This window comes from Acutalibacter sp. 1XD8-36 (genome assembly GCF_009917525.1).
Taxonomy (GTDB): domain Bacteria; phylum Bacillota; class Clostridia; order Oscillospirales; family Acutalibacteraceae; genus Acutalibacter.
Genome location: NZ_QZDU01000002.1, coordinates 497,494 through 523,000 on the forward strand (window position 1 = coordinate 497,494; position 25,507 = coordinate 523,000).

Genomic DNA, 25,507 nt, shown 5'->3' on the forward strand with positions numbered 1-25,507 from the left:
TAAGATTATAGCGTTGCCGGCGGAAAATGTCAAGAGTTTTTGCGCTTTGGCAGAAGATAGTATCTGACGGAGAATCCCCGGCTGTCGTCAAAGGTCTCAAGCTTTACCTTGAATCCCGCCTCCTCAAAAAGATACCCGGACACCGGGTGGTTATACACCGCCCAGATATCCCTGTTCCTCCTCTCCTGGCTCTCCAGCATAAATTCTATTACCTTCTCAAATACCGGCGGGCCGAAGGGGTTAAAAAAGTAAAACAGGTCATAGTCGTCGTAGTCGCTGTACTCCATGGCGTTGCCATAGATGACCTGGGCGTTGAGCTTCAGCTTTTCCATGTTCCTGCGGCCTATTTTCAGCAGGTCCTGGTCCAATTCCAGGCCCGCTACTTTTTTATATCCCATCTGGGCGGCACATTTCAGGCACATGCCCTTGCCGCAGCCCAGGTCGATAAAGCCGGTCTTCGCCGGTTCCAGGGGAACAGTGCCCAAAATCCGGCGCATTTCCTTCTCGTCGGTCATGCTGTAGCCGTGATAGTGCTCTACATTGCGCTGCAACTCCCCTACATATACCATGCTGAAGTCCAGGCCGCGAAGCTTCTCTCCTATGTAGTTGACGAAAAACTTCGCCCAGCGCCTTGTACGCACGGTGAACTTATAATTGCCTGTCGGTATACTTTGATTACCCATTGCTTGTCAGCCTCCTCGTTTTCTTTGTGCCTAATCATTTCCCATTAAGTATACACCAGGCAATGGAAAAAGTCAACTATTTCAGTATAAAATCCTGTAATAGTGGAACAGAATCCTGTAGAGTGTCCACTATTACAGGACAAAGGAGCGGTAAAATGTATATGCCTGAAATTGGGGAGAGAATAAAGCAGCTTCGCATGCAGAGAGGTATCTCCCAGGTACAGCTGGCCCAGCACCTGGGAATATCGAAATCTGTAGTGAGCTCCTATGAAAACGCCGTGCACTTCCCTCCGTATGATATACTTTTAAAGATGGCCTGGCTTTTCGGGGTGAGCACGGACTATATATTGGGGGCAGCGGGCAACCGTGCGCTTAATGTGGAGGGACTCACCGAGGTGCAGATTGAGGCGGTAATGAGGATAGTTGATGAGCTCAGGAGGGTAAACCGGGAGAAATGAAAAGGGAGCCTTCCGGCTCCCTTTTTCCGTGCCATTTTTGATTTACTCCAACTCAAACGCCCCGGTATAAAGCTGATAATACTTGCCCTTCTGGGCAATGAGCTCCTCATGTGTCCCCCGCTCAATTATCCGCCCCAGCTCCAGCACCATAATGCTGTCGGAGTTCTGGACCGTACTGAGCCTGTGGGCGATAACAAACACCGTGCGCCCCTGCATAAGCCCATCCATGCCCCTCTGCACCAGCCGCTCCGTGCGGGTGTCGATGGATGATGTAGCCTCGTCCAGCACCATGACCGGCGGGTCGGCAACTGCTGCCCGGGCGATACTCAGCAGCTGCCGCTGGCCCTGGGAGAGGCTGCCGCCGTCGCCGGTGAGCTCCGTGTCGTAGCCCTCGGGCAGGCGCCGGATAAAGCCGTCGGCGTTGGCCAGCTTTGCCGCGGCCTCTACTTCCTCATCTGTGGCGTTCAGCTTGCCGTAGCGGATATTCTCCCTCACAGTGCCGGTAAAGAGGTTGGTTTCCTGGAGCACCACTCCCAGGGAGCGGCGCAGGTCCGGCTTTCTTATCTTGTTGATATTTATTCCGTCATAGCGTATCTTTCCGTCAGCTATGTCGTAAAAGCGGTTGATAAGGTTTGTAATTGTGGTCTTTCCGGCCCCCGTAGCGCCGACAAATGCAATCTTCCTGCCGGGCTGGGCGTCGATGTCTATGTTGTGCAGGACCAGCTTCTCCTCGCTGTAGCCGAAGTCCACGTCCAGCAGCTCTACCTCGCCGGTGAGCCTTGTATAGGTAACGGTGCCGTCCTCCTTATGGGGGTGCTTCCAGGCCCAGGTGCCGGTGCGCTCGGGGGTCTCAGTGAGCACGCCGTCCACCTCTTTGGCGTTTACCAAAGTGACATAGCCCTCGTCCTGCTCGGGTGCCTCGTCCATCATCTCGAAGATTCGCTCTGCGCCCGCCAGGGCCATCACCATCACATTGAACTGCTGGGCTATCTGTCCTATGGGCATTGTGAAGCTGCGGCTAAGCTGCAGGAACGCCGCTATACCTCCAAGGGTCAGGCCGCCCACGCCGCCTATAGCCAGGGCCCCGCCCGCTATTGCAATGAGCGCGTACTGCAAATGCCCCAGGTTGTTCATCACAGGGCCCATGATATTGGCAAAGCTGTTGGCCCGGGCCGAGTCGCTTCTGAGCTGGTCGTTCAGCCTGTCGAAATCGGCCTTGGCATGCTCCTCGTGGCAGAAGACCTTTATCACCTTCTGGCCGGTCACCATCTCCTCAATGAAGCCGTTGATTGCGCCCAGGGACTTCTGCTGGCGCACAAAATACTTGCCGGACATGCCGCCTATCTTCCCGGTAAGCACCAGCATAAGGGCAACTATCACCAGCACCAGCACCGTCAGCGGTATGCTCGTGCTCACCATGGCGATGAATACCGACACCAGGGTTATCACCGTGTTAAACAGCTGGGGTATGCTCTGGGAAATAAGCATACGCAGGGTGTCCGTGTCGTTGGTGTACCGGCTCATAATATCGCCGTGGGTGTGGGTGTCGAAGTATTTTATAGGCAGGTGCTGCATATGGGAGAAGAGGTCGTCCCTTATGTCCTTCAGTATACCCTGGGAGACGTTCACCATCAGCCAGTTATATGTAAAAGTGGTGGCAACGCCTATCAGGTATATCAGCGCCATAGTACCAATGGCCTTTAAAAGGCCGGTGAATACCGGGGTGTCCATAGCGAGCAGGGGCTCGATATGGTCGTCTATCAAAACTTCTAAAAACAGGGAGCCCATGACCCCCGCAAGGGCACTGATAAGTATACAGACCAGCACCACTGCCATGCGTATCCTGTTGGGGGCGTCCATATAGCTGAGAAGTCGCTTGATGACCTTCCCCTGATTCTTCGGCTTTGGCCTGTTCTTGGCGTAGGCTGCGCCCATTGGTCCTCTAGGAGGCATTCGCGGTCTCTCCTTTCTGCTGGGATTCATAGACCTCCCTATAGATGGGGCTGGTCTCTAAAAGCTCCTCATGGGTGCCGGCGTCGGCAATCCTGCCGCCGTCCAGCACGATTATCTGGTCGGCGTCCTGGACAGAGCTGACGCGCTGGGCGATAATGAGCTTGGTGGTGTCGGGTATCTCCTTTTTGAAGGCCTCCCGTATCAGCGCGTCGGTATGGGTGTCAACAGCGCTTGTGGAGTCGTCAAGTATAAGTATCTTCGGCTTCTTTAACAGCGCCCGGGCAATACACAGCCTCTGCTTCTGCCCGCCGGACACATTGGTGCCCCCCTGCTCGATGTAGGTGTCGTAGCCGTCGGGGAACTCCATTATAAAGCCGTCGGCCTGGGCCAGCCTGCACACCCTCTGGATATCCTCGTCAGTAGCGTTTTCATCGCCCCATCTCAGGTTATCCTTTATGGTGCCTGAGAACAGCTCGTTCTTTTGCAGGACCATGGCGACTTCCTCACGAAGGGCCTCCACGTTATAGTCCCGCACATCCTCTCCGCCGACCAAGACCTGGCCGCTTATAACGTCGTAGAGCCTGGGTATCATCTGCACAAGGCTGGACTTGCCGCTGCCCGTGCCGCCCAGGATACCCACTGTCTGCCCGGACTTTATATCAAGGTTTATCCCCGACAAACAGGCGCGCCCTGAGCGCTTATAGTTGAAGTCCACATCCTTAAACTGTATTGAGCCGTCCTTAACGGTGGTAAGGTTTTTCTCTCCGCTCAGTATATCGCTCTTCTCGTCCAAAATTTCCACCACGCGCGTGGCAGAGGCCCTGGACATGGTGCCCATTACCAGTATCATCGTGAGCATCATCAGGGCCATGAGCACCTGCATGGCGTAGCTCATCATGCTCATGAGCTGGCCGGTAGTCATACTTGAGCCGACTATCAGCTTCGCGCCAAACCACGATATCAGCAGGATTATTCCGTACATGCAGAACTGCATTAAGGGGGAGTTGAAGGCGAGAATCTTCTCCGCGAGGGCTGAATCATGGCGGAGCTTTTCGGAGGCATCCACAAACTTTTGGGTTTCGTGGTCCTCACGCACGAAGGCCTTTACCACCCTTATGCCCCTGAGGTTCTCCTGCACCACAGTGTTCATGCGGTCATAATGCTTGAACATGCGGGTAAATGCTGGGTGGGCCTTCATGGAGATAAAGGCGAGGCCCGCGCCCAGAACCGGTATTGCCGCCAGGAACAGCAGAGCCAGCCGGGCGTTCACCCAAAAGGCCATTATCATGGAGAAGATAAGGGTGGAGGGGGCACGCACGGCAATGCGTATTAGCATCTGAAAGGTGTTCTGGATATTAGTCACGTCGGTGGTAAGCCTGGTGACGATACTGCCGGTTGAAAACTTGTCGATATTGCTGAAGGAGTACTTCTGCACAGCATAGTACATATCCTGCCTTAGGTTCCTTGCAAAGCCGGTTGAGGCCCTGGCCCCGAAGAAGCCCGACAGCACCCCGAAGGCCAGGGACACTATGGCGCACAGCACCAAAAGCAGCCCTGTCTTCCAGATAACGCCCATATCCCCGGCGTTAATGCCGTTGTCTATAAGCCCCGCCATGAGCACAGGGATTATGACCTCCATCACTACCTCCATTGCGGCGGTTAAAGGGGTCAGCACCGTGTCCCGTCTGTATTCCCGGATTGCCCGGGAAAGCTTGCGTATCATTTTCGTTATCAGTCCTTTCCCATTGTATAAGTGCAGATACAGTAAATCCACTTTAAAGCCCTGGGTTTACTATACTATAGCGCTCAGCCCTCAAGGGACTTGCGTATCTTTTCACACAGGCCTATAAAGGTCTCCTTCTCCTCCGGCGTCAGCCCTGAGGAGAGCTTTGCCTCTATTGCGGCTATGGTCTGCTGAAATTTCTCCTGGCGGGCGACGGCCTTTTCCGTAAGCTCTATCTTCTTGAGCCTGGCGTCCCAGGGCACCGGGCTGCGGGTTATCATGCCGTCCTTCTCCATGGCCTGTAAAATGCCGGTCATGGTGGAGCGCCGCACGGAGAACTGCTGCTGCAGGTCCCGCTGAAAAATATCCTGGTCCCTATTGTCGTAAAGAAATCCTATGAGCCAGCCGTACACCCCCGCGCCGGAGCGCTCGCCGTCTTCGCCCACATACTGGTGGGTGAGCCAGCGTATCATATGGGACAGGCCGTTTATCTGAAACCCTACCTCGTCCCTATGCTCCATCCGGTGCAGCTTGCCGCAGTCTTTTCCCATTTCCTCCCTCCTCTCTCTTAGGTAGTTAATGAACAGTTAGTTTTTGTACTGTTAGCAACCGAACTGTTAGCGTACTAACATTATACCCCTTGATTTTTAAAATGTCAAGGGGTTATCCGGAATTTTTCGATGACAAAAGGGAGCCGGCTCAGTTAGCCCAGCTCCCTTCAAAAGACCGCCATTCTGTCAGTCCTGACTCTGTTATAATTATATTCAGTGCAGTTTTCACTTAATGCCCGGCAGTCACCTAATCGCCATCTCCACACAGGCCTCTATAAAATCGGCCTGCCTGCTCCTAAAATCCAGGTTCCCCCAGGCCCAGGGCGGGCTCTCCTGAGAGAGGGGGTGCTTATCCGAGGCCATTAAAGCCACAGCGCACCTCATACCAAAATAATTACAGACGCTGACAATAGCCGACGACTCCATATCCACCCCGGAGAAGCCCTTTTCACGCCAGAGGGCTTCCTTATAGTAGGTCTGCCGGTAAGGGGCGTCGGTGGTGACTGCATCCCGGTGCTTTACAGTAAAGCCCCTCTCTGTAAGGAAGTCAGCCGTGTAGTCGCCGGGCCAGGGGCTTTGGGGCACGGCGCACTCCTGCCCGAAGGAGTAATGGTGAGAGGTGCCCTCCTCAATAAGCAGCCGCTCCGGCAGCAGCACATCACAGACGTTCACATCCTCCCCAAAGGCCCCGCAGAGCCCCACCACCAGCAGCTCCTCCACCCCCAGGGCATGGACAGTCTCCACATAGCACCCGGCCTGGGGCGCGCCTCTGCCTCCGTCAAAGAAGCAGACGTCCTCATGGCCCTCAACTGTATAGGCAGGGCCGTGGGCAATGAATCCCGGCAGCGCCTCCATTATCAGTCTGGTCTTAAACCGCTCCTGCAAAACCGGCAGCCCTCTGCCCAGGCAGAAGGCCACCCCGCGCTTTGGCAGAGGGGATACGCCGGTGGTAACATGTTTGCTTTCTGCGTGCTGCCTGGCAGTGAATACCGGCGGGGTTTTGTCCTCTTTAAAAAACCATTGCATTGTCCTTACACTCCTTTACAAGTCATAGTGCTCCCGGACCTCCGGCGTGCAGGAGACCTTGCCCCTGATACGTATGCCGCTTATAGCCGCGAAAAGCTTTTCCGGGGGTATGCCGGGGTCAATGCTCAGCACGCCGTAGCCGCTGATATTCCTGGGCTTCCCGGAGTCCAGGATATCGTCCACCTCCGGCTCCGTCAGCCTGGAGACGCCCATAAACCAGTAGCCGCACTGAAGCTTTTTGCCGCTCTCCTCTGCGGCCCGCTGTATGTTCGGCTCGTTGCGCCCTATGGCCTCCCGGAGGGCCTGGTTTATAAAATCGCTTCGGTTGAAGTAATGGCCGTTATCCACTAAAAGGTCGATGGCGGCGAGAGTTGAAGTGTTGATATTCACGGAAACTTTTTCTGTAAGATTGCCGCTGCCTGTAGTCATAATTACTGTCTCCCTTCCTGCAACATGCTCTTATTATGCTCCATCGGGAGCATAATAATGATATCATAGCCGTGTCCCGCTGTCAAGAGGTTTTTCTTGCTTTTCCTGTGACTTTGCGTTACAATGTACACGTCACTCTCTCAAAAAACATAAAATAAAGCGAGGATAAATACATGAACGAAAAAGAAATCGCGGAAATCCGCCGCAGGTTTAACCCCGAGCGCAGCAATATCACCGCCATACACGGCTGCTATGTCAGCGGGCAGGGGGAGATAGTCTCCCGCTTCGGGCAGTCCCTGGCAAGCGCCGCCCAGGAGGAGACAGAGAGCATTCTTTCCGTCTTAAAGCGCAGCCTATCCGGCACCCTTGGCAGGCAGCTGAACGACATAGTCTTCGACACCCGGCAGGTGGTGGACAGCGAGGAGCACCGCCTCCTTATGGCCCTCAGAGACAGCGGCCTTAAAGACGAGGGCCTGACGGAGGCCTTCTATCAGCGGGTGATAGAGAGCCTTACCATGGAAGGACCCTATCTCATTCTCCTGGCCCATGACAAATACGACGTGCCCTATAAAGCCAGGGATGGCGCGCCAAATCCGGACGGCTCCTGCGATGTGTTCACCTATGTGCTTTGCAGCATATGCCCGGTGAAGGAGACAAAGCCCGCCCTTCGCTATGACGTGCCGGAGAGCGTAATCTGCAGCCGGGACGTGGACTGGCTCATATCTCCGCCGGAGCTGGGCTTTATGTTCCCCGCCTTTGACGACAGGGCCGCCAATATCTATAACGCCCTGTACTACACCCGCAAGACCGACGACAACCATCCCGAGTTTATAGAGGGCTTCTTTAAGGTGGAGCCCTCCATGCCCGCCGATATGCAGCACGAGACCTTCAAGGAAGTGCTTGCGGAGTCACTTGAGGAGGAGTGCAGCTATAACGTGGTGCAGGAGCTCCAGGGGCGGCTCACGGAGCTGGTGGAGGAGCATAAGGCCAGCAAGAACCCCGAACCCCTCACTGTCTCAAAAAATACGCTGGGCCGTATGCTCGAGGCCTGCGGCGTGGCACCGGAGAAGACCGAGGCCTTCAGGGAGAAATTCGACGAGGCCTTCGACGGCGGGGCGCTGAGCCCGGGAAACCTTATAAGTACCAAGGAAATGGTGATAGAGGCCCCAAACGTGACTATAAAGGTAGACCCGGAGTACGGCGACCTGATAGAGACCAGGACAATAGACGGCCGCAGGTACATAATGGTCCGCGTTGAGGGGGACATCGAGTTCAACGGCTTAAATGTACAGTTCGAGAGCCCGGAGCAGGAGTGATTACTCCCGGGTCAGGGCCTTGTATATCTCCGCCTTGCGCAGGCCCGTATCCTTTGCGGCAAGCCTCGCGGCCTCCGAGGGGGGCGTGCCCTCCTCCATGAGCCCGCGGGCCATGCTTACCGCTTCCCCGATGGTATAGGCGGGCTCCTCCAATAGCGGTGGCTCTGCCCCGGCTATCACCAGCACATACTCCCCCCTGGGCTCGTGCTCCCTATAGTGGGCGGCGGCCTCCCTTAAAGTGGTGCGCCAGACCTCCTCGTGTACCTTTGTCAGCTCCCTTACAACGGCAATTTCCCTCTCCCCACCAAAGAGCTTCTCAAAATCAGAGAGCGTCCGCCGGAGCTTATGGGGGGCCTCATAAAATATCATGGTGCGCAGCTCGCCTTTTACCTGCTCCATATGCAGGCGGCGGCTGCGCTTGTTCATGGAGAGAAAGCCTTCAAAGGTAAACCGTCCCGTCGGCAGGCCGCTTACCGCCAGGGCCGATACAGCCGCCGTAGGGCCGGGGACCACATAGACCGGGATACCCGCCTCCCTACAGGCGGCAATAAGGGTCTCGCCCGGGTCTGAGACAGCGGGCATTCCCGCGTCGGACACCAGGGCGCAGGTCTCGCCCTCCCGCAGGCGGGCTATTATGGTCTCCCCCCGGCTGAGCTTATTGTGCTCGAAATAGCTTATAAGGGGCTTATGCTGTATGTCAAAACGGTTGAGAAGCCCCAGGGTGACCCTGGTGTCCTCGGCGGCAATGAAGTCCGCCTCCAAAAGGGTCTCCCTGGCCCTGGGAGAAAAATCCCCCAAGTTTCCTATAGGTGTACCCACCACGTAAAGCGCGCCTTTTTCAAGCATCTTCCTGCTCCTTTCCGCTGTTTTCATCTGTAAGATAATCTCCGTAAATTCGCCTCATCTCCTGGCTGTACCCGCCGCTGCTGTCCGTTATAAACAGGTTTTCCTGGACGCTGAGCCCGGGCCCGCCGCCCTTCCGGCATTCCAGCAGCAGGAGATACGGCTCCCTGCCAGGCCTCTGCTGCACCAGCCGCATACGCTTTGGCTCAAGGTCCCGCTCACGGAAGACAGCCATCGCCTCAGCCAGGCGCGACGCCGGCAGGCACAGGCAGAGCCTCCCGCCGTGCCTAAGGGAATAGCCTGCGGCGGCTGCCAGGTCAGCCAGCTGGAACGAGGCGCTGTGCCGCGCCCACTCCCTCTGTGGGTCCCTGCTGACGGCCCCGCTGCCCGGCGGGAAGTAGGGAGGGTTGCTTGCGGCAAGGTCCAGGGCCTGGTGGGGCAGCACCCTCCTATAGTCCCTGATATCCCCCTGCACAGGGGTGATTAGCCCCTCCATGCCGTTTTCCTTCACAGAGGCCCTCATAAGCTCCAGGGCCTCCCCCTGAACGTCCAGCGCCAGTATGGACTTTGGCTTCGCCCGGTACCCCCACAGCAGGGGTATTACCCCGCAGCCGCTGCCAAAATCCGCGCAGGCGCTGTTCCTTTTTGGCATGGAAAAATCAGCCAGCAGCAGGGTGTCTGTGCTGAAGCCGCACCCTTCTGCCGCAAGCACCTTTAGCCGCCGGCCCAGCGGCTCCCAGTGAGCGTCCATGTACACAGCTCCTTTCCGCAGTAATATCACAAAAAAGCGAAGCCCAAGGTTTTCAGGCTTCGCTTCTTGTGGGTATGTTTTGGCCTTAGCCCTCCTGGGGAGCGCCTACAGGGCAGACACCGGCGCAGGCGCCGCAGTCAACGCACTTGTCGGGGTCGATAACGTACTTGCCGTCACCCTCGGAAATGGCCTCGGAAGGGCACTCGCCGGCGCAGGCGCCGCAAGCGATGCACTCGTCATTGATAGTATAAGGCATAGGGAACACCTCCATGTAGATTTGCGGCATGATACCTGCCGCGTATACTCATATTGTAACATATATCCGCAAAAATGCAAGAACTTTTTTATGCCAGCTTATTCTAAGTCTTTAAGCTGCTCCAGTTCCTTCCTGTCTATCTTTACGCGGCCGTCGCGCAGCAGCTTCACCTGGTCCACGGTGTATACCTTTGGCGCGGCGTCCGGGTCCTTGTCAAGGCGCACGGTGAGCTTTCTGGTGAGCAGGTTCTGGTCTATCACAACGCCCTTGCCGTCCGGCGTGGACACAATGGCGTTCACCTTCGGCGTGTTTTTCAGCAGGTCCTGATATGCCTCCTGCTCATACTTTAAGCAGCACATAAGCCTGCCGCAGGCCCCGGATATTTTAACAGGGTTTAAGGAGAGCCCCTGCTCCTTCGCCATTTTTATGGACACCGGCTGAAAGCCCCCCAGGAACGAGCCGCAGCAGAAGGGCCTACCGCATATGCCGATACCTCCCAGCATTTTCGCCTCGTCCCTCACGCCTATCTGCCTGAGCTCTATCCTTGTGCGGAACATCCCCGCCAAATCCTTCACAAGCTCCCTAAAGTCCACCCTGCCGTCGGCGGTGAAGTAAAAGAGTATCTTGCTATTGTCGAAGGTGTACTCCACATCCACCAGCTTCATCTCAAGCCCTCTGGCGGCTATGCGCTTCTCACAGGCCTTAAACGCCGATTTCTCCTTCCTGTGGTTCTCCTCCACCACCAGAAGGTCCTCCGGAGTCGCCGGGCGTATGAGCTTTCTGAGGGGCTGTATGATAGCCGAGTCCCGCACCTCCGTGTTCTCCATGGCGACCTCGCCGCACTCAACGCCCCTGGCGGTCTCCACTATAGCCATGCTGCCCTTTTTAAGCGTCTCCCCGCCCGGGTCGAAATAATACACTTTGCCGGTGCTCTTAAACCGCACCCCTATCACTTCTGCCATTTATCTTCTCCTAACATATCAGGTCTATTAAACGTCCCCCTGCCGCAGGCCTGCACAGTAAAATGTGAGCAGCAGGCCGGAATTTCCGTTGCGCCCCAGCATCTGCAAGGTCTCGTCGGTGAGCTCCTTCATAGCCATGAGCCGCCGCTGGGAAAAGCCCCGCAGGGCCTCCGCGGCCTCAGGCGCTCCGCCCAGCAGGGAGCTCCCGCCGGCGTTGAGAGTAAAGGCGTCCCGGAATATCAGGCTCAGCCTGCCGAGGGTTTCCCCGAAGAGAGCCCTGTCCCTCTGCAGCGGGGCCGCCGCCTTCAGGAGCCTGTGCCCCGGGCCGCTTATAGCCGAGACTATCTCACCGGCAATCACAAACGCCCGGGTCGCTTCCGACCCATCCAGGGCCTCCTGCATCCGGCCCAGGTTCCCCCCCAGGCGTCTGGAGAGCTCCAGCGCCGCCTCCGGCTCCACCCCTTTTTTCCCGCGGAGCCAGTCTGCGGCCTCCTCTATCTCCGGCGGGTGCAGGTTAAATATCTGCGTCCGGGAGCGTATCGTGGGCAGGACTGCCTCAACTGTCGGGCAAAGCAGTATGAACACCGCGCTGTCCGGCGGCTCCTCTATAAGCTTCAGGAGCTTATTCTGGGCAGCTACAGCCGTATTTGAAGTGTTCCCCGAAAGCCGCACGATATAGACATTGTACGGCGCCTCCTCGGGCATCCGGTAGGCGTCCTCAAGCATGGCCCGCGCCGCGTCCACATTTAAATCCCCCGAGGCCCCGCCGCCCTCCACCGTTCTGATATCAGGATGGCTCCCGGCGTCCGCCCTTATACAGCTGGGGCATATCCCGCACGGCGCGTGTTCCCTGTCCCTGCACACAAGGGATTTTGCAATAAGGGCGGCGAGGGTCCTCTTGCCAGTTCCCCTCTCCCCCGCAAAAAGCAGGGCATGGGGAAAACGCCCGGCGGAAAAGGCTCGGGACAGGGCCTCTTTCACCGGGGCGTTTCCTAAAAATCCCGGAAATTCCATCAGACCTTCTCGAAACGGTCCACGTTCAGCACAAAGATTGTGGAGCCGCCCACAGTAACCTCAACCGGGAAGGAGGAGTACATGCCCACCTCCATTGTGGAGGAATGGGGTACAATCTGGGTGCGGCGGCTGCTGTACTTGGAGATTATGCCGATAACATCGTCCACCTTCTCGTCGTCCACGCCGGAGATAAAGGTGGTGTTGCCCGCCATCAGAAAGCCGCCGGTGGTGGCAAGCTTCGTGACGGAAAAGCCCTCACGGGTCAGGGCCGAGGACACGGCGCCGCTGTCGTCGTTGCTGACGATTGCAAGGATAAGTTTCATAATAGAGCTCCCCTTTCTGGTATAGAGGTCATTTTCATCTATTTTACCATAAACCCGGGGGAAAATCTAGTCCCAATCAGAAATTTAACATCAATTTACTCCGCAGGCAAGCAGCTCGGCCCTCTCCCTGCTCATCCCTGAGTATTTCACCATCAGCCCCACCACCTGCCGCTGGCGCTGGCGGGCCAGGTCCGGGTTTTCATTGAGGTCGTATACAGAGGGGGCGTTGGGTATGCCCGCAAGCAGGGTGGACTCATAATCCGTCATCTCAGATGGGGCCTTGTCAAAGTATGTGTAACTTGCCTCCCCCACGCTGTAGCAGCCGCTGCCAAAGTAAATGCTGTTTACATACAGCTCCAGTATCTCCTCCTTGGAGAGCCTGCTCTCCAGGGCCCAGGCCATGAACACCTCTGCGACCTTCCTGGTGAGCTCCTTCTCCTGGGTGAAGTACAAATTCTTCGCCAGCTGCTGTGTAATCGTGCTGCCGCCCTCCACAAAGGACATGGCCTTTATGTCATTATACACCGCCCGGCCTATGGCTATATAGTCCACGCCGCCGTGCTCATAAAACCTATGGTCCTCAGCGGCGATAACCGCGTCCAGGTATGTGTCCGGCAGCTGTGATAACTCTGTAAAGCTGTCCTTTGAGCGTATCTCACCAACTGCCCTCATAATGGGCTTCTGTTCCAGGGCCCCGGTGTACATATAGTAGCCCCTAAGGGTAACGCCCCCGGCGGCCACAATACATACGGCAAAGAATATCAAAATTATATTGCGGGTTATTTTAAGTGCTGTGTGTTTCCTTTTTATTGCGGTCATTGCAAGGACTCCCTTCGCTTTTGATAGCCATATTCTATCAGGACTTCCTTGCGAAATTCTTACGGAAATTCTTTCGGATTGTTTGCCTCGTCTTACATTTTCTGTAAGGTTTACTTTTTCAGCAGGAAAATGCCCGCCTTCTTGCCGGAGACAAGTATATCATACCTCCCGGCAAGCATAAGCTCCGGAGTATTGTTCAGCGCCTGAAGTAACGCCTCCTTTGCCGCGGTCAGCAGGACAATACATCCCTCGGGCTTCAGGCATTGGGACATCCCCCTAAGCGCCCTTGAGTAAAACTCCTCAATGGACATGCCCACCTCCTGATATATCCCCCAGGGCGGGTCGGTTATAAACGCGTCCACTGTCCCGGGCCCAAAGGCCTCTGTGAGCTTTAGGGCGTCCTGTCTTTTTATATGCACATTCTCCCGGCGGGGAAGCTTCCGGCGGGACGAATCCACCATCCTGCTGTCTGTGTCAAAGGCAAAAGCCTCAGCGAAGGGGAATCGCTTGCACCTCTGGAGCGGTATGGCCCCGTGGCCGCAGAAGGGGTCAACAATTATGTCCCCTGGCTTTGGCTCCGAGAGCCAGCAGAGCATATAGCACAGCTCCGGGTGCAGCTCCCCGGGAGCGAGAAGCTTGTCATAGGCCTTATGCCGCGTGAGGCGTTTTAGGAACCACCCCTGTCCATCGGCCCGGACCATGGCCCAGAACTCACTGTCCGGCAGGGAACGGTCGGGCTTCAGGCCGCTCTCAATGCGCAGCCTGTCCTCCACGGCGTTCCGGGCCTTTTTTGGCACGGAGATAAGCTGTCCGCAGCAGGAACTGACCAGCCGGAAGGTGCGGGCGCCCTTTGGATTGTCCCGGCAGGCAGGCCAGTCGGCGGGGAAGCCTGGCACAGCGCGGAGAAATCCCGCAAGGCCCTCGGGTGTGGGCGCAGCGGGAGCGGTGTACAGCACCCGGAAGATATTATTAAAGCAGAACAGATTCAAGTCGCTGTATGGCACGGAGGTGGTAAAGTCCACGGAGCCCCCGGACAGGATAGGGCCCTCCAAGTCTTTAAGCCTGCGGCCCAGTATTTTTGCGCAGAGCTCCTCCGCCCCGGGGACGCACAGGCCAAGATAGCGGTATTTCATATGAAATCCTCCTGAAGCTTGAAATATGTATGGAGATATACTATAATATAGACAGTATATCACATAAGCGGAGAGGATGGGAGCCCCAGTGAAAAAAATTCAGGAATCTGCGGAAAATTATCTTGAGACCATACTTATACTTCACGAGCGCATGGGCGCTGTGCGCTCCATAGACATAGCCTCTGAGATGGAATTCAGCAAGCCCAGCGTCAGCGTTGCCATGAAGCACCTGCGGGAGAGGGGCTGCATAACCGTGGACCAGGATGGGTATATCACCCTAACCGAGGAGGGCCGTTCCATAGCCGAAGGGGTGTACGAGCGGCACCTGCTTTTTACCCGCTGGCTCACCTCCCTTGGCGTGCCGGAGGACGTGGCTGCAGAGGACGCCTGCAGGATAGAGCATGTAATAAGCGAGGAGACCTTCAGGGCCATACAGAAGCACGTGGACGGATAAGGCCGCACCTCCTTTTGCGCCCGGGCATAGACTGGGGGGAAGGAGGTGAGCGCTTGCCTATAAGAGTTTTCATAGACCAAGGCCATAACCCCAGCGGCGTCAACGCCGGGGCTGAGGGCAACGGGCTTCGGGAGCAGGACGTGACCTATGTGGTGGGCCAGTCCCTTGCGGGAATGCTTCGGGACGACCCCCGCTTTGCCGTAAGGCTCTCAAGGAATACCCCCACAGAGAGCCTGGGCACCAGCAACAGCACAAGCCTTGCCGCCCGGGTGCGCATGGCAAACTCCTGGCCCGCCAACTATTTTATCAGCATACACTGCAACTCAAACCCTAACCCGGCTATCAACGGCTCCGAGGTATATGTGTACCAGGAGGGCACCCAGGCCTTCTGGCTTGGGCAGCACATTATACAGGGCCTTGTGCAGGAGGCCGGTACCAGGGATAACGGCGTGCGGGTGAATTCCTCGCTGTATGTGCTCAGAAGGACCACTATGCCCGCGGTGCTGGTGGAGCTTGGGTATCTGTCAAACCCCGGGGACGCCATGAAGCTGCGGGACGACCCAAGGTCCTTCGCCCGGGGCATCTATCAGGGTATGCTCAGCTATTTTGGGTTTACCTAAGGCACACAAAATAAAAAGCTTATCCCCTCATCACTGGGGGGATAGGCTTTTTATTGGGAGTGACGAAAACTTATTGTCTCTTTAGCGGGCCATGGGGGACAGCACCCAGAACATAGCCCGTTCCTTCTGGCCTGTCACCTGGAACGCGCCGGCCCTCTCCTGCACAAAGCGCTCATAATTTTCCACCTGGCGGCGGCTCATTGTATCGCGGATGATATTGTTGATTTTTTTCATGGTGGTTTCTCCTTTCAGGCTGTATATCTATTCTACTTCAGTTACTTTATTTTATCTTGATTTCACTTGCGGCTTTCAGGCATTCATGGACCAGAACATGGCCTGTTCCTTCTGCCCTGTGATTTGGAAGACTCCGGCCTTCTCCTGGATGAATCGCTCATAGCTCTCGCTCTGGCGGCGGGTAATGGACTCACGGATTCTCTCGATGATGTTCTTCTGATTGTATTTCATAATTATCTCTCCTCTGGATTTATAAATATTTTCTAAAATATGTGTAAACACTCTGTAAAGTTACTACCGGGCCAGCAAGCCTTGACTCCAGAACATCGCCTGTTCCTTAGTCGCGGTTACCTGGAACACTCCGGCCCTCTCCTGCATGAACTGCTCAAAGCTCTCGGCCTGACGGCGAGCCATATATATGTGGTTTAGGGCGTTCCTTCCGGTCTTCATGATGTTGTTAATGCTGTTCTTCATATAAAACTCTCCTCTCAGTATTTGTGCTTTCCGTGTTTCTCTTGAGCTGTGGCTATATTATAAATCAAACACTTGTCGGGTTCAACCCTCAATTCCGTAACAAGTGTTGAGTTTATAATTCTGTTCTCTGGAGCTTTCTGTCCCCGACCTTGTGACTATATTATAAATCAAGTTTATAAAGTTGTCAAGGGTTTTTATAAAGAAATTTTCAAAAATTTTTGTGAATTTATAAATACACAAAATATCCGTCTCCGCTTGACAATACCCTCCAGCCATGGTATACTGGTTGTGCATAATATCCTTAAAAACTGTGACGGGAAGAAATCGGCGCTTCCGGCCTTTCAGAGAGCCTGCGGACGGTGCGAGCAGGCAGCAGGACCGCCGCGTATACTGTTCCCCGAGTTGCCGCGCCCAACGCCCCTATGGGGTCAGTAAGTGCCGCCGTGTGGCGCCGTTACCCGCCCGGCCTTGTCAGAGGCACTGAGCAGTAAAAGCGGCCCGGCTGCTTTTACGAAATCCTGGGTGGTACCGCGAATTTTTCGCCCCGGGCGCTTTTTAAAAAGCGTTCGGGGCTTTTCATTTCCCCCGGCGAGCTACCAATCAATAATTATATAATAGAAAGAAGGATTTTAAATGAACCTTGGCTACCGTAAATACAGACCCTTCGAGCCCATAAAGCTTCCCGGGCGCACCTGGCCCGACAAGGCCATCACCAAGGCCCCGGCCTGGTGCAGCGTTGACCTGCGGGACGGCAACCAGGCCCTTATCAATCCCATGAATCTGGAGCAGAAGCTGGAGTTTTTTCGCCTCTTATGCGATATCGGCTTTAAGGAGATAGAGATTGGCTTCCCCTCTGCCTCTGAAACAGAGTACGAGATACTGCGCACCCTTATCGACCAGGGCCTTATCCCGGACGACGTAACTATCCAGGTGCTTGTCCAGGCGAGGGAACACCTTATCAGGAAGACCTTTGAGGCCATAGACGGCGCAAAGAATGTAATAGTCCACTTCTACAACTCCACCTCCACCCTCCAGCGCCGTGTTGTGTTCAATACCGATATGCAGGGGGTCATAGATATTGCCGTGAACGGCGCGAAGCTTATCCGCAAGCTCACGGAGGAAATCACAGCCAATTCTGATATAAATATAAGGTATGAGTATTCTCCCGAGAGCTTTTCCGGCACAGAGATGGACAACGCCGTGCTTATCTGCGACAGGGTGCTTGAGGAGCTGGGCGCTACCCCGGATAATAAGGTCATAATAAACCTTCCCAACACCGTGGAGATGTGTACCCCCAACACCTACGCCGACCAGATAGAGTATTGCTGCAGTCACATGAAGCATAGGGACAGCGCCATTATAAGCCTGCACCCCCATAACGACCGGGGCACTGCCACCGCCGCCACAGAGCTTGGGATAATGGCCGGGGCCGAACGGGTGGAGGGCACCATCTTCGGCAACGGCGAGCGCACCGGCAACTCTGATATTATGAACCTTGCCATGAACATGTATTCACAGGGGGTAGACCCTGAGCTTGATTTCAGCCATATGAACCACATTAGAGAGGTTTACGAGCGCTGCACTGAGCTGAATGTACATCCCCGGCACCCCTACGCGGGCCAGCTTGTGTTCACAGCCTTCAGCGGCTCCCACCAGGACGCGATAAATAAGGGCGTTAACGCCATGCAGAGGGAGCAGAACCCCTACTGGGAGGTGCCCTACCTGCCCATAGACCCTGCGGACCTGGGGCGCCAGTATGAGCCCATAGTGCGCATAAACAGCCAGTCCGGCAAGGGCGGCGCGGCCTTTGTAATGCACCAGAGCTTCGGCTATGTGCTGCCCAAGGCCATGCACCCGGAATTCGGCAGGCTTGTAAAAAAGTTCTGTGACGAGAAGGGCCGGGAGATAAGCGCCCAGGAGGTCTTTGATATCTTTAAGAACGAGTATCTTGACGTGCACGAGCCCTACGACCTTATCAGCTATAAAATATTCGAGGAGGACGGCGGCGACGGCAAGGTTATAGTGGACTTTGAGGGCACCATCCGCCACGACGAGATAACCCGGGCTGTCTCCGGCAAGGGCAACGGCCCCATCGACGCCTTCTTCAGCGCCATAAAAGCCGTTGGCCTTGAGCACTACGAATTTGTCAGCTACAGTGAGCACGCCATCTCCGGGGGCGCCGACTCCCAGGCGGTCGCATATATTGAGCTTGAGCATGAGGGTGAGAGGCTGTTCGGCGTCGGCGTAGACAGCAATATCAGCATTGCCTCTATTAAGGGGATAATCTGCGCCATTAACCGCAATCTTCGCTCATAAAAATCTGCTTTGAGGGGAAATCTTAATGGACAAGCAACTGACTATCTGGATAGTTATAGGGGTATACGCCATATTCATGCTGGCAGTAGGCATACTGTACTCCCGCAAGGGTACCGACATGGCCTCATTCACAGTGGGCGGAAGGAGCGCCGGGGCGTGGATATCCGCCCTCTCATACGGCACCGCCTATTTCTCGGCGGTAATGTTCATCGGCTACTCCGGGGGCTCCGGCTGGAGCTATGGGCTGTGGAGCGTGCTGGTGGGTATTGGCAACGCGGTGTTCGGCTCATTGCTGGCCTGGCTTGTCTTGGCAGACCGCACCCGGGAGTACACCAGGAAGCACGACATCCGGTCCATGCCCCAGCTATTTGAGACCCGCTTTAAGAGCTCCAAAATGCGGCTTTTCGCCTGCGTAGTCATCTTCGTCTTCTTAATCCCCTACTCGGCCTCAGTGTATAAGGGCCTCACCAGCGTCTGTTCGGTGATACTCGGCATAGATGAGCAGGTCTGCATGATAATAATTGCCATCGCCTCGGCGCTGCTGCTGGTGCTTGGCGGGTATATAGCCACGCTGAAAGCCGACTTTGTCCAGGGCTTCGTGATGATGATAGGCGTTACGGCGCTGATAGTGCTGGTAGTGCTCTCCCCACAGGTGGGCGGGCTCAGCAGCGGGCTCTCAAATATGGCGGAGTACATGAGGTCCCACCAAATGCTGCCCCTTAGCGGCAGGCCCGCTGTGGCGCTTATCTCCACACTGCTCATGACAAGCTTCGGCACCTGGGGCCTGCCCCAGATGGTGCATAAATACTACGGCATCAGGGACAGGCAGGAGGTAAGGCGGGGCACCGTAATCTCCACCGTCTTCGCCCTCCTGGTTGCCGGCGGCGGGTACTTTATCGGCTCGCTGTCCCACCTGTTCTTTGGCGAAACCATGCCCCAGGGCGGCAAAGACTTCCTTGTGCCCCTTATGCTGGACCAGGCCGGCCTGCCGGACCTGCTGGTGGGCGTGATACTGGTGCTGCTCATCTCGGCCTCGGTGTCCACCCTCTCCAGCATTACCCTCACGGCCTGCTCCACCGTGTCTATGGACCTGGTGAAGCCCACTGTCGCCAAGAAGATAAACGAGAAGGACCTTGCCGCCCTCACGCGTATCCTATGCCTTGTATTCGTGGTGGTAAGCTACTTCATCGCCAACTACCCCACACCCATACTTGAAATGATGTCCTATTCCTGGGGAATAATCTCCGGCTCCTTCCTAGCGCCCTACCTCCTCTCCCTATATTGGAAGGGCATTAACCGCGCCGGGGCCTGGGCCGGTATGCTGGGCGGCTTTCTGACCGCCTTCCTGCCTGCTGTAATATCCGGCTTCACCACGCCGGACGGCCCTCTGTATGCCTGCCTTGCCATGGGGATATCCTTCGCCCTGTGCTTTGTGGTCAGCAAGCTTACTGCCGGTAGGCAGCCGGCATAAACAGTCAGCAGGATTCAGATGGATACCCAAATGAAAGAAAAGATTACCCGCTTCATTAAGCAGGAGGCTGTACTCTGCGCCGCGCTTATCCTGGCCTCTGTCTCCATGCTTCTTGTGCCCCCTGACGGGGAATACATCAACTATATTGACTTCCGTACGCTGGCTGTCCTGTTCTGCCTCATGGGCGTCATGTCCGGGCTTCAGAAGACCGGACTGTTCCAGTGGGTAGCAGAAACCCTCCTCACAAGGGTCCGGCGCGCCTGGCAGCTTGTCATGATTTTGGTCCTGCTCTGCTTCTTCTCAAGCATGCTCATCACAAACGACGTGGCACTCATCACCTTCGTGCCCTTCACCCTCACCGTGCTTGGATTGGCAGGGCAGGAAATAAGGACGCGGCTGCTGGTCCCCACCGTAGTGCTCCAGACCATAGCCGCAAACCTTGGGAGTATGCTCACGCCTGTGGGCAACCCTCAAAACCTCTATCTCTACGGCAAGGCCGGTACAACGCTCTCCCAGTTTATTCTGCTCATGCTGCCGTACACCATAGCCTCCCTTTTGCTTCTTTCAGCCTGGAGCCTGATTCAATCCAGGGCACATAAAGCCCCGGTCGAGGTAGCCTTTGCCGAGAGGACAGCCCTCTCCGGCAAGCCGCTCTGTTTAGGGGTGTATGCCCTGTTATTCTTTATCGACCTGCTGGCCGTAGTTAGAGCCATCCCCTATCCCGCCGCACTGGGCCTCACCGTCATTGGACTCCTTTTGACAGACAGGGCCATATTTTCCCACATCGACTACAGCCTTCTCCTGACTTTCATAGGCTTTTTCATTTTCATCGGCAACATGGGCAGGCTGCCCCAGTTTGCCGGGCTTCTGCAAAAAATCGTCTCCGGAAACGAGGTGCTTGCGGGAATCGCCGCCAGCCAGGTCATCAGCAATGTCCCTGCAGCACTGCTGCTCTCCGGGTTCACGAAGGACTTCCCCTCCCTGATTATCGGCGTCAATCTTGGCGGCCTGGGAACTCTTATAGCGTCTATGGCAAGTTTGATTTCCTATAAGCTTGTAGTGCGTAGGGAGAAGGGGGCAGTGGGGGCCTATTTTCGGTATTTTACAACGGCGAACCTCTGGTTTTTGGGTGCGCTGGTACTGTTCTGGGTTGTTTGGGGGCGGTAGTTGCAGCATACTGATAAGTAAATTTAGGGATGTTTTTTAGCTGTATGCGGGGTTGTGGATTGTGTTGTTTTTGTCAGTATTGCTCCACGGCATGAATGTCTCAAAATGGCAATGTATGAACTTGCATCTTTGCCTGATTCGGTGTAATTGTCACGCCATGCCAGAAATTTCTTTGTGGTGGCTTTGTTGCTCCAATTATCCCTGGTTGCGAAATAAAGCACATCCTCGTATAGGTACACACTACATATTGTCCCGGCTTTTCATACGCTGTGCCGCGTCATAAAAGGTGGACTTCGGCACCCCGCAAGCTTCCGCGGCTTTGCGCAGACTTATTTTCTTTTCCCGCCACGCCTGGTACAGCGCCGGGAAGCTCTCGGGCAGGGCCCTGGCCTGGGGGCCGAAGTGCACGCCTCTGGCCTTGGCTGCTGCTATGCCCTCGGCCTGGCGGGCTCGTATATTCACCCGCTCGTTTTCCGCTACGAAGGACAGCACCTGGAGCACTATATCGCTGAGAAAGGAGCCAAGTAAATCCTTATCCCGGCGGGTATCGAGCAGGGGCATGTCCAAAACTACAATATCTATCCCCTTCTCTTTAGTGAGCACGCGCCACTGCTCCAGAATTTCTTCATAGTTCCGGCCCAGGCGGTCTATGCTCTTTATGTACAGCATATCGTCCCGCCGAAGCTTTTTTACCATTTTAAGGTAATTTGGGCGCTGGAAGTCCTTTCCGGACTGCTTGTCCGAGTAGATATTTTTTTCGGGCACCTCTAAAGCCCTCATGGCGACGAGCTGGCGGTCATGGTTCTGTTCGGCGGTGGACACCCGCACATACCCATAAATATTCCCTGTCATTTCCATCCTCCTTATGTGGATTTTGGAATTTATTTTACAATAAATAAGGGCCTGACAGGTTTACTTTTACATCAGTTTCTCATATACCCGTCCGCTGGCGCATACATATATAGCACCGAAAGAAGGTGCCCTATATGTCAAACAATGTTATCGACGACCGCGCTACCAAGCTAGGGGAGTATATCGTAGAAAATAAGGCAACCGTCCGCTGCGCTGCCAAGCAGTTTGGGGTTAGTAAGAGTACGGTGCATATGGAAGAAACAAAACAGAACGGTTGCTATGGCTAGTGAAATAGTGGAAAGGCCAGTGTACACAGATGCAAGAGTGTACACTGGCTCTTTCTGTTTCCCTAGTCTTTCAGCGCAGTGACCGGCACCACAAACACCCGTCCGGCCGCTGGTACGCTGCGTTCGCCAATCCGCACGGCACACACATCGCGGCAGGATGCTGACCCTTGGGGGCGTCCTCTCGTACCGGGCCAGGGAGCGCAGAAGCTTGGATGTGTCCCTCTTGACGCCATCGATGCAGTACATGTCGTCGCCAACCACAGCGTTCAAATATCCCTTGGGCAACAATGCTGCCTGCTGGAATCGCTGGATTTGTAGAGAGACATGGGCCGCATACGCAACTTGCCATTGCGCCCCGCACCGTTGTGGTAGGATAAAGTCCAGGTTGTGCCGCACCATTTTTGCCCATCCGCACAGACGGCTCCGAAGGTGGATGGATACTCTTGTAGGGTCTTGTCGATCATGCGGGGGCGGTAATCTTGTCTTTTCACAGCACGGCTTCCGTACATTCAGCTCAATTATTCAATTCTATTCAGAGAGTTTTGATTTTTTACCGTTAAGCCGAGTCTCATCAAAAAGCTGCTCCAAAAGCCCAAACGTTACAAACTGTCGCACAGATGCTACCCACTGTAACAGGTTTGCTGGTATAATTCTTTATAATCAGCAAGGTGGTGTAGGCAATGATCTTTGACTTTCCAGAACGGTTCCGTTATCTCCGGCAGTCCAAAAATTTAGCCCAAAGCCAGCTAGCCAACCTAATCGGTGTAGACAGGAGTACCATCTCGTCCTACGAAAGTAACATCCGGCAGCCCTCGTTGGACACGCTTTCGCGGATTGCAGATGTGTTTGGCGTAAGCACAGACTATCTTTTGGGACGTACGGATTCCCTCGGGTTTGACTCCCTTGCGTTGAACGGAGAGGAAAAAGCCCTGGTCTATAAGCTTGCTTTCGCACTGTCGAAAAAGAACCTACAGCTTCGCCAGCTACAGGAGGAGGGGATACCCGATGCCTGAACCCATCTGTTCCCCGAATCACGATACCTGGGAGAAACGCTTTATTCCCGCCAAACCGAAAGCCACTCTCAGGAACCGGCTTTTCCGTGTATGCGCGTATTGCCGCGTTTCTACCGACAACGACGCGCAGCTGTCTTCCTTTGAGCTTCAGCAGGCCCACTACCGCCAGCTGGCAGACCAGCGGCCCAACTGGAGTTTGCGGCATATTTACGCCGATGAGGGGATCTCCGGGGTCTCGCTGAAAAACCGCACGGCGTTTAACGACATGATCGCCGCCTGTGAAAAGGGAGAATATGACCTGATTGTAACAAAAAGCGTCTCCCGCTTTGCCAGGAACCTGGTGGACTGTATCTCTCTGGTCCGTAGGCTCAAGAACCTTGATCCGCCGGTGGGGGTATTTTTTGAAACGGATAATCTGAATACCATAGAAGAAAGTTCCGAATTTATGCTCACCTTTCTTGCCTCCTTTGCCCAGGAGGAATCCGTCAAAAAGCGGGAAGCCATGATCTGGTCCCTGTCCCAACGGTTCAAGGACTGCCAGCTGCTGGCCCCTCCTCTGCTTGGTTATGATAGGCAGCGGGACGCCGCTGGCCACTACATCAAGCATGCCCCGCTGGTCGTCAACGAGGCCGAGGCAAATGTGGTCCGCTTTATTTTCGACGCTTACCTGTATGGCTGGTCCCAGGCAGATATCGCCGCTTTTCTTACGGATATTGGATGCGGGACAAAAACCGGAAACACCGGCTGGAGCAACAGTTCGGTGGGCTACATCCTTTCCAACGAACGCTACTGTGGCGATATCCTGACCTGGAAGACCTTTACCTCCGACCTGTTTAACCACAAGCGCAAAAAGAACCGCCAGGACGTGGATCAGTATTACTACAGGGAGCAACACGAAGCAATCATTACAAGGGAAAAATTCGAGATGGCGCAGGCCCTCCTTGAAAGCAGGAAGCACAGTATGCGCGGCGGAATGCCTCCCCTCCATGTGATAGACGACGGCGTCTTTCGCGGTTTCGTTCCCATTAACCACCATTGGATCAATGACGACCCCGGGCTGTATTATGACTTGTCAAACAGCGTAAGCATACCGCGCAGGGAGATCCGCCTGCTCAAAAGTTCCTTTTCCCGGTTCGACCTCAAAGGCTATCAGGTGGTCAGGAGCCAGTTTACGCAGGCACGATATGAGGGGCCGACGGTAACGATCGGGATAGACAAGATCATATTCAACCTGTTCTGTGTGAGGACGTTTTCCGACGTGGGCCATATCCAGCTGCTCCTGCATCCTTCCCAGCGGAAGATCGCCATACGGCCCTGTGACAAAGGGGCCGTACACTGCATCAAATGGCGCCCTGATGGGCATATGCCCTTGTATGCAAAAATTTTGCGCTGCCAGCATTTTGGCACGGCTCTCTTTCGCATGATGGAGTGGGACCCGAATTACTTATATAAGGTCCGGGGGACATGGGTGCAGCGGGAGCACAAGCAGATTATTGTTTATAATTTGGAAGACGCGGTGTCTGCCGTGCCGCTGTCTCCAACCAGCGGAGCCCGCTTGCGGCGCGCTGAGCTATACCCGGAAGCCTGGGAATACAGCTTTGGCGATGAGTTCTATGACCACATCCGCGAGAACGGCATCTTTTATATGGGGCAAAGCGCAGCGTGGCAAGCGGACAGGCCCAGCGTGCCTGCCCCGGGGGTCGAGCAATATAGAACGCCCACCGGCTGCGAGCTTCAAGCGTTGGCGGACAAACTCAAAAAGAAGGATGGTGTTGGAAATGCCGGCACAGGATAAGCTGGACCAGATATTCTGCCAAACAATGCTTGACGGGGAAGAAGAGATCGTACCGGACCTGGCGGGGTTCCAGGTCACAAAAGCGGAACTGTTCTCCCATACCCGCGAACCAGCGCTCACCATCTGGCCGGCGCGCATCCGTTTCAATATGTCCTGTCTCAGGCGGTTTCCGGGGGTAACGCACATACAGCTGCTGATACATCCGGAGCAAAAGCGGCTGATCATCCGGCCCTGTCCGCCCGAAACGCCGGACGCCCTGCGTTGGGCGAAAGGCGGCGGGGATAAGGAGCTTGTGAACCGGGATATGCTTTGCAGGATATTTGCCGCCAAAATATTCGACCTGATGGGCTGGGACAGTGAGTACAGGTATAAGATTATGGGGAATCCCGCCGTCTATCAAAAGGAAGTACTGTTTCTATTCAAGCTGACCGACTTTGAACTGTTTGTGGGAGGAAAAAGGGGAAAGTCCTATCTTCCCGGCGAGTGGCGGGAGTATTTCGGCATCCCGGCAGAACGGCATGAAGACAGCTATAAAATCAACCTTGCTGATGGATATATTACCACAGGCCGCGTTTAGGAGGGAA

At 55.3% G+C, this 25,507-nt stretch carries 29 protein-coding genes and 1 pseudogene; 11 read left to right on the forward strand and 19 right to left on the reverse strand.

Features of this window, described 5'->3' with window-relative positions:
- Positions 1 to 29: 29 nt before the first annotated feature.
- On the reverse strand, positions 30 to 683 hold the full coding sequence (locus D5270_RS05995; RefSeq protein ID WP_166543212.1) for a methyltransferase domain-containing protein: 654 nt from the start codon (positions 681 to 683) through the stop codon (positions 30 to 32).
- A gap of 155 nt (positions 684 to 838) precedes the next feature.
- Here D5270_RS05995 and D5270_RS06000 point away from each other — a divergent pair, with 155 nt between their 5' ends.
- Positions 839 to 1,141 carry a helix-turn-helix domain-containing protein gene (locus D5270_RS06000; protein ID WP_207709300.1) on the forward strand — a complete coding sequence of 101 codons (303 nt, stop codon included), beginning with the start codon at positions 839 to 841 and terminating at the stop codon, positions 1,139 to 1,141.
- Positions 1,142 to 1,183: 42 nt separating this feature from the next.
- Here D5270_RS06000 and D5270_RS06005 read toward each other — a convergent pair whose 3' ends face one another.
- From D5270_RS06005 to D5270_RS06025, 5 genes are all read right to left on the reverse strand, one after another.
- Positions 1,184 to 3,094: an ABC transporter ATP-binding protein gene (locus D5270_RS06005; protein ID WP_243150174.1), complete on the reverse strand. Its 1,911-nt coding sequence runs from the start codon at positions 3,092 to 3,094 to the stop codon at positions 1,184 to 1,186.
- Entirely contained in the window at positions 3,084 to 4,817 is a 1,734-nt protein-coding gene (locus D5270_RS06010) for an ABC transporter ATP-binding protein (RefSeq protein ID WP_166543214.1), read from the reverse strand. The genes D5270_RS06005 and D5270_RS06010 overlap by 11 nt, the downstream gene beginning before the upstream one ends.
- Before the next feature lie 83 nt (positions 4,818 to 4,900).
- Positions 4,901 to 5,368: a MarR family winged helix-turn-helix transcriptional regulator gene (locus D5270_RS06015; protein ID WP_166543215.1), complete on the reverse strand. Its 468-nt coding sequence runs from the start codon at positions 5,366 to 5,368 to the stop codon at positions 4,901 to 4,903.
- A gap of 243 nt (positions 5,369 to 5,611) precedes the next feature.
- Positions 5,612 to 6,394: a nucleoside phosphorylase gene (locus tag D5270_RS06020; protein WP_166543216.1), complete on the reverse strand. Its 783-nt coding sequence runs from the start codon at positions 6,392 to 6,394 to the stop codon at positions 5,612 to 5,614.
- A 15-nt stretch (positions 6,395 to 6,409) separates the two neighbouring features.
- Positions 6,410 to 6,823 carry a hypothetical protein gene (locus tag D5270_RS06025; protein ID WP_166543217.1) on the reverse strand — a complete coding sequence of 138 codons (414 nt, stop codon included), beginning with the start codon at positions 6,821 to 6,823 and terminating at the stop codon, positions 6,410 to 6,412.
- Positions 6,824 to 6,996: 173 nt separating this feature from the next.
- Between D5270_RS06025 and D5270_RS06030 the strand changes: the two genes are divergently transcribed.
- Positions 6,997 to 8,139 (forward strand): DUF4317 domain-containing protein, encoded by a 1,143-nt coding sequence (locus D5270_RS06030; protein ID WP_166543218.1) that lies wholly within the window; start codon positions 6,997 to 6,999, stop codon positions 8,137 to 8,139.
- On the opposite strand, the gene rsmI is transcribed toward D5270_RS06030, so the two are convergent.
- From rsmI to D5270_RS06070, 8 genes are all read right to left on the reverse strand, one after another.
- Positions 8,140 to 8,985, reverse strand: a complete 846-nt coding sequence (gene rsmI, locus D5270_RS06035; RefSeq protein ID WP_166543219.1) for a 16S rRNA (cytidine(1402)-2'-O)-methyltransferase — start codon at positions 8,983 to 8,985, stop codon at positions 8,140 to 8,142. It abuts the gene before it with no gap.
- Positions 8,978 to 9,733 (reverse strand): tRNA1(Val) (adenine(37)-N6)-methyltransferase, encoded by a 756-nt coding sequence (locus D5270_RS06040; protein ID WP_166543220.1) that lies wholly within the window; start codon positions 9,731 to 9,733, stop codon positions 8,978 to 8,980. The genes rsmI and D5270_RS06040 overlap by 8 nt, the downstream gene beginning before the upstream one ends.
- Positions 9,734 to 9,818: 85 nt before the next feature.
- Positions 9,819 to 9,989 (reverse strand): DUF362 domain-containing protein, encoded by a 171-nt coding sequence (locus D5270_RS06045; protein WP_161471874.1) that lies wholly within the window; start codon positions 9,987 to 9,989, stop codon positions 9,819 to 9,821.
- Positions 9,990 to 10,087: 98 nt separating this feature from the next.
- The gene (locus D5270_RS06050; protein WP_166543221.1) at positions 10,088 to 10,951 is read right to left on the reverse strand and encodes a PSP1 domain-containing protein; all 864 of its coding nucleotides are present in this window, start codon (positions 10,949 to 10,951) and stop codon (positions 10,088 to 10,090) included.
- Positions 10,952 to 10,978: 27 nt separating this feature from the next.
- The gene (locus tag D5270_RS06055) at positions 10,979 to 11,965 is read right to left on the reverse strand and encodes a DNA polymerase III subunit (RefSeq protein WP_166543222.1); all 987 of its coding nucleotides are present in this window, start codon (positions 11,963 to 11,965) and stop codon (positions 10,979 to 10,981) included.
- Positions 11,965 to 12,288 carry a cyclic-di-AMP receptor gene (locus D5270_RS06060; protein WP_066538215.1) on the reverse strand — a complete coding sequence of 108 codons (324 nt, stop codon included), beginning with the start codon at positions 12,286 to 12,288 and terminating at the stop codon, positions 11,965 to 11,967. Before D5270_RS06060 ends, D5270_RS06055 begins: the two co-directional genes overlap by 1 nt.
- 90 nt (positions 12,289 to 12,378) lie before the next feature.
- Positions 12,379 to 13,107, reverse strand: a complete 729-nt coding sequence (locus tag D5270_RS06065; RefSeq protein WP_166543223.1) for a transglycosylase domain-containing protein — start codon at positions 13,105 to 13,107, stop codon at positions 12,379 to 12,381.
- Positions 13,108 to 13,217: 110 nt separating this feature from the next.
- The gene (locus D5270_RS06070) at positions 13,218 to 14,240 is read right to left on the reverse strand and encodes a TRM11 family SAM-dependent methyltransferase (protein ID WP_166543224.1); all 1,023 of its coding nucleotides are present in this window, start codon (positions 14,238 to 14,240) and stop codon (positions 13,218 to 13,220) included.
- 88 nt (positions 14,241 to 14,328) lie between these two features.
- Between D5270_RS06070 and D5270_RS06075 the strand changes: the two genes are divergently transcribed.
- A complete protein-coding gene (locus tag D5270_RS06075; RefSeq protein ID WP_442858593.1) occupies positions 14,329 to 14,694 on the forward strand; it encodes a metal-dependent transcriptional regulator in 366 nt (121 codons plus the stop codon).
- A 53-nt stretch (positions 14,695 to 14,747) separates the two neighbouring features.
- Entirely contained in the window at positions 14,748 to 15,314 is a 567-nt protein-coding gene (locus D5270_RS06080) for an N-acetylmuramoyl-L-alanine amidase family protein (protein WP_166543226.1), read from the forward strand.
- Between the two features lie 81 nt (positions 15,315 to 15,395).
- Here the strand turns inward: D5270_RS06080 and D5270_RS06085 are convergent, their stop codons facing one another.
- From D5270_RS06085 to D5270_RS06095, 3 genes are all read right to left on the reverse strand, one after another.
- Positions 15,396 to 15,548, reverse strand: a complete 153-nt coding sequence (locus tag D5270_RS06085) for a hypothetical protein (protein ID WP_166543227.1) — start codon at positions 15,546 to 15,548, stop codon at positions 15,396 to 15,398.
- 75 nt (positions 15,549 to 15,623) lie between these two features.
- Positions 15,624 to 15,779 (reverse strand): hypothetical protein, encoded by a 156-nt coding sequence (locus tag D5270_RS06090; protein WP_166543228.1) that lies wholly within the window; start codon positions 15,777 to 15,779, stop codon positions 15,624 to 15,626.
- Positions 15,780 to 15,842: 63 nt separating this feature from the next.
- On the reverse strand, positions 15,843 to 16,022 hold the full coding sequence (locus D5270_RS06095) for a hypothetical protein (protein ID WP_166543229.1): 180 nt from the start codon (positions 16,020 to 16,022) through the stop codon (positions 15,843 to 15,845).
- Between the two features lie 633 nt (positions 16,023 to 16,655).
- On the opposite strand from D5270_RS06095, the gene leuA reads away from it, so the two are divergent.
- The 3 genes from leuA to D5270_RS06110 are packed head-to-tail and all read left to right on the forward strand — an operon-like array spanning position 16,656 to position 20,976.
- Positions 16,656 to 18,338 carry a 2-isopropylmalate synthase gene (leuA, locus tag D5270_RS06100; RefSeq protein WP_166543230.1) on the forward strand — a complete coding sequence of 561 codons (1,683 nt, stop codon included), beginning with the start codon at positions 16,656 to 16,658 and terminating at the stop codon, positions 18,336 to 18,338.
- A gap of 25 nt (positions 18,339 to 18,363) precedes the next feature.
- Positions 18,364 to 19,809, forward strand: a complete 1,446-nt coding sequence (locus tag D5270_RS06105; protein WP_166543231.1) for a sodium:solute symporter family protein — start codon at positions 18,364 to 18,366, stop codon at positions 19,807 to 19,809.
- Between the two features lie 30 nt (positions 19,810 to 19,839).
- Positions 19,840 to 20,976 carry an SLC13 family permease gene (locus tag D5270_RS06110; RefSeq protein WP_243150175.1) on the forward strand — a complete coding sequence of 379 codons (1,137 nt, stop codon included), beginning with the start codon at positions 19,840 to 19,842 and terminating at the stop codon, positions 20,974 to 20,976.
- Positions 20,977 to 21,216: 240 nt separating this feature from the next.
- Here D5270_RS06110 and D5270_RS06115 read toward each other — a convergent pair whose 3' ends face one another.
- Complete coding sequence (locus D5270_RS06115; protein WP_166543233.1) at positions 21,217 to 21,828, reverse strand: recombinase family protein; 612 nt, start codon at positions 21,826 to 21,828, stop codon at positions 21,217 to 21,219.
- 134 nt (positions 21,829 to 21,962) lie between these two features.
- Here D5270_RS06115 and D5270_RS06120 point away from each other — a divergent pair.
- Positions 21,963 to 22,091, forward strand: a pseudogene (locus D5270_RS06120) (sporulation transcriptional regulator SpoIIID); the annotation flags it as partial.
- A 290-nt stretch (positions 22,092 to 22,381) separates the two neighbouring features.
- Here D5270_RS06120 and D5270_RS06125 read toward each other — a convergent pair.
- Positions 22,382 to 22,606, reverse strand: coding sequence for a hypothetical protein (locus tag D5270_RS06125; protein ID WP_166543234.1), 225 nt, complete (start codon positions 22,604 to 22,606; stop codon positions 22,382 to 22,384).
- 189 nt (positions 22,607 to 22,795) lie between these two features.
- Between D5270_RS06125 and D5270_RS06130 the strand changes: the two genes are divergently transcribed.
- Genes D5270_RS06130 through D5270_RS06140 form a run of 3 tightly spaced genes read left to right on the forward strand, consistent with a single transcriptional unit; the run spans position 22,796 to position 25,500 of the window.
- Positions 22,796 to 23,128, forward strand: a complete 333-nt coding sequence (locus D5270_RS06130; protein ID WP_166543235.1) for a helix-turn-helix domain-containing protein — start codon at positions 22,796 to 22,798, stop codon at positions 23,126 to 23,128.
- The gene (locus tag D5270_RS06135; protein ID WP_166543236.1) at positions 23,121 to 24,923 is read left to right on the forward strand and encodes a recombinase family protein; all 1,803 of its coding nucleotides are present in this window, start codon (positions 23,121 to 23,123) and stop codon (positions 24,921 to 24,923) included. Before D5270_RS06130 ends, D5270_RS06135 begins: the two co-directional genes overlap by 8 nt.
- The gene (locus tag D5270_RS06140) at positions 24,907 to 25,500 is read left to right on the forward strand and encodes a hypothetical protein (protein WP_166543237.1); all 594 of its coding nucleotides are present in this window, start codon (positions 24,907 to 24,909) and stop codon (positions 25,498 to 25,500) included. The genes D5270_RS06135 and D5270_RS06140 overlap by 17 nt, the downstream gene beginning before the upstream one ends.
- Positions 25,501 to 25,507 lie beyond the last annotated feature (7 nt).

Bases quoted from the DNA above. Each gene is read 5' to 3' on its own strand.
- D5270_RS05995 (WP_166543212.1), bottom strand. From the start codon at position 683: ATGGGTAATCAAAGTATACCGACAGGCAATTATAAGTTCACCGTGCGT.
- D5270_RS06140 (WP_166543237.1), top strand. From the start codon at position 24,907: ATGCCGGCACAGGATAAGCTGGACCAGATATTCTGCCAAACAATGCTT.
- D5270_RS06110 (WP_243150175.1), top strand. From the start codon at position 19,840: ATGAAAGAAAAGATTACCCGCTTCATTAAGCAGGAGGCTGTACTCTGC.
- D5270_RS06060 (WP_066538215.1), bottom strand. From the start codon at position 12,288: ATGAAACTTATCCTTGCAATCGTCAGCAACGACGACAGCGGCGCCGTG.
- D5270_RS06000 (WP_207709300.1), top strand. From the start codon at position 839: ATGTATATGCCTGAAATTGGGGAGAGAATAAAGCAGCTTCGCATGCAG.
- D5270_RS06010 (WP_166543214.1), bottom strand. From the start codon at position 4,817: ATGATACGCAAGCTTTCCCGGGCAATCCGGGAATACAGACGGGACACG.
- D5270_RS06135 (WP_166543236.1), top strand. From the start codon at position 23,121: ATGCCTGAACCCATCTGTTCCCCGAATCACGATACCTGGGAGAAACGC.
- D5270_RS06015 (WP_166543215.1), bottom strand. From the start codon at position 5,368: ATGGGAAAAGACTGCGGCAAGCTGCACCGGATGGAGCATAGGGACGAG.
- D5270_RS06065 (WP_166543223.1), bottom strand. From the start codon at position 13,107: ATGACCGCAATAAAAAGGAAACACACAGCACTTAAAATAACCCGCAAT.
- D5270_RS06070 (WP_166543224.1), bottom strand. From the start codon at position 14,240: ATGAAATACCGCTATCTTGGCCTGTGCGTCCCCGGGGCGGAGGAGCTC.
- leuA (WP_166543230.1), top strand. From the start codon at position 16,656: ATGAACCTTGGCTACCGTAAATACAGACCCTTCGAGCCCATAAAGCTT.
- D5270_RS06040 (WP_166543220.1), bottom strand. From the start codon at position 9,733: ATGGACGCTCACTGGGAGCCGCTGGGCCGGCGGCTAAAGGTGCTTGCG.
- rsmI (WP_166543219.1), bottom strand. From the start codon at position 8,985: ATGCTTGAAAAAGGCGCGCTTTACGTGGTGGGTACACCTATAGGAAAC.
- D5270_RS06115 (WP_166543233.1), bottom strand. From the start codon at position 21,828: ATGACAGGGAATATTTATGGGTATGTGCGGGTGTCCACCGCCGAACAG.
- D5270_RS06030 (WP_166543218.1), top strand. From the start codon at position 6,997: ATGAACGAAAAAGAAATCGCGGAAATCCGCCGCAGGTTTAACCCCGAG.
- D5270_RS06130 (WP_166543235.1), top strand. From the start codon at position 22,796: ATGATCTTTGACTTTCCAGAACGGTTCCGTTATCTCCGGCAGTCCAAA.
- D5270_RS06055 (WP_166543222.1), bottom strand. From the start codon at position 11,965: ATGGAATTTCCGGGATTTTTAGGAAACGCCCCGGTGAAAGAGGCCCTG.
- D5270_RS06050 (WP_166543221.1), bottom strand. From the start codon at position 10,951: ATGGCAGAAGTGATAGGGGTGCGGTTTAAGAGCACCGGCAAAGTGTAT.
- D5270_RS06095 (WP_166543229.1), bottom strand. From the start codon at position 16,022: ATGAAGAACAGCATTAACAACATCATGAAGACCGGAAGGAACGCCCTA.
- D5270_RS06105 (WP_166543231.1), top strand. From the start codon at position 18,364: ATGGACAAGCAACTGACTATCTGGATAGTTATAGGGGTATACGCCATA.
- D5270_RS06005 (WP_243150174.1), bottom strand. From the start codon at position 3,094: ATGCCTCCTAGAGGACCAATGGGCGCAGCCTACGCCAAGAACAGGCCA.
- D5270_RS06045 (WP_161471874.1), bottom strand. From the start codon at position 9,989: ATGCCTTATACTATCAATGACGAGTGCATCGCTTGCGGCGCCTGCGCC.
- D5270_RS06020 (WP_166543216.1), bottom strand. From the start codon at position 6,394: ATGCAATGGTTTTTTAAAGAGGACAAAACCCCGCCGGTATTCACTGCC.
- D5270_RS06090 (WP_166543228.1), bottom strand. From the start codon at position 15,779: ATGAAATACAATCAGAAGAACATCATCGAGAGAATCCGTGAGTCCATT.
- D5270_RS06025 (WP_166543217.1), bottom strand. From the start codon at position 6,823: ATGACTACAGGCAGCGGCAATCTTACAGAAAAAGTTTCCGTGAATATC.
- D5270_RS06085 (WP_166543227.1), bottom strand. From the start codon at position 15,548: ATGAAAAAAATCAACAATATCATCCGCGATACAATGAGCCGCCGCCAG.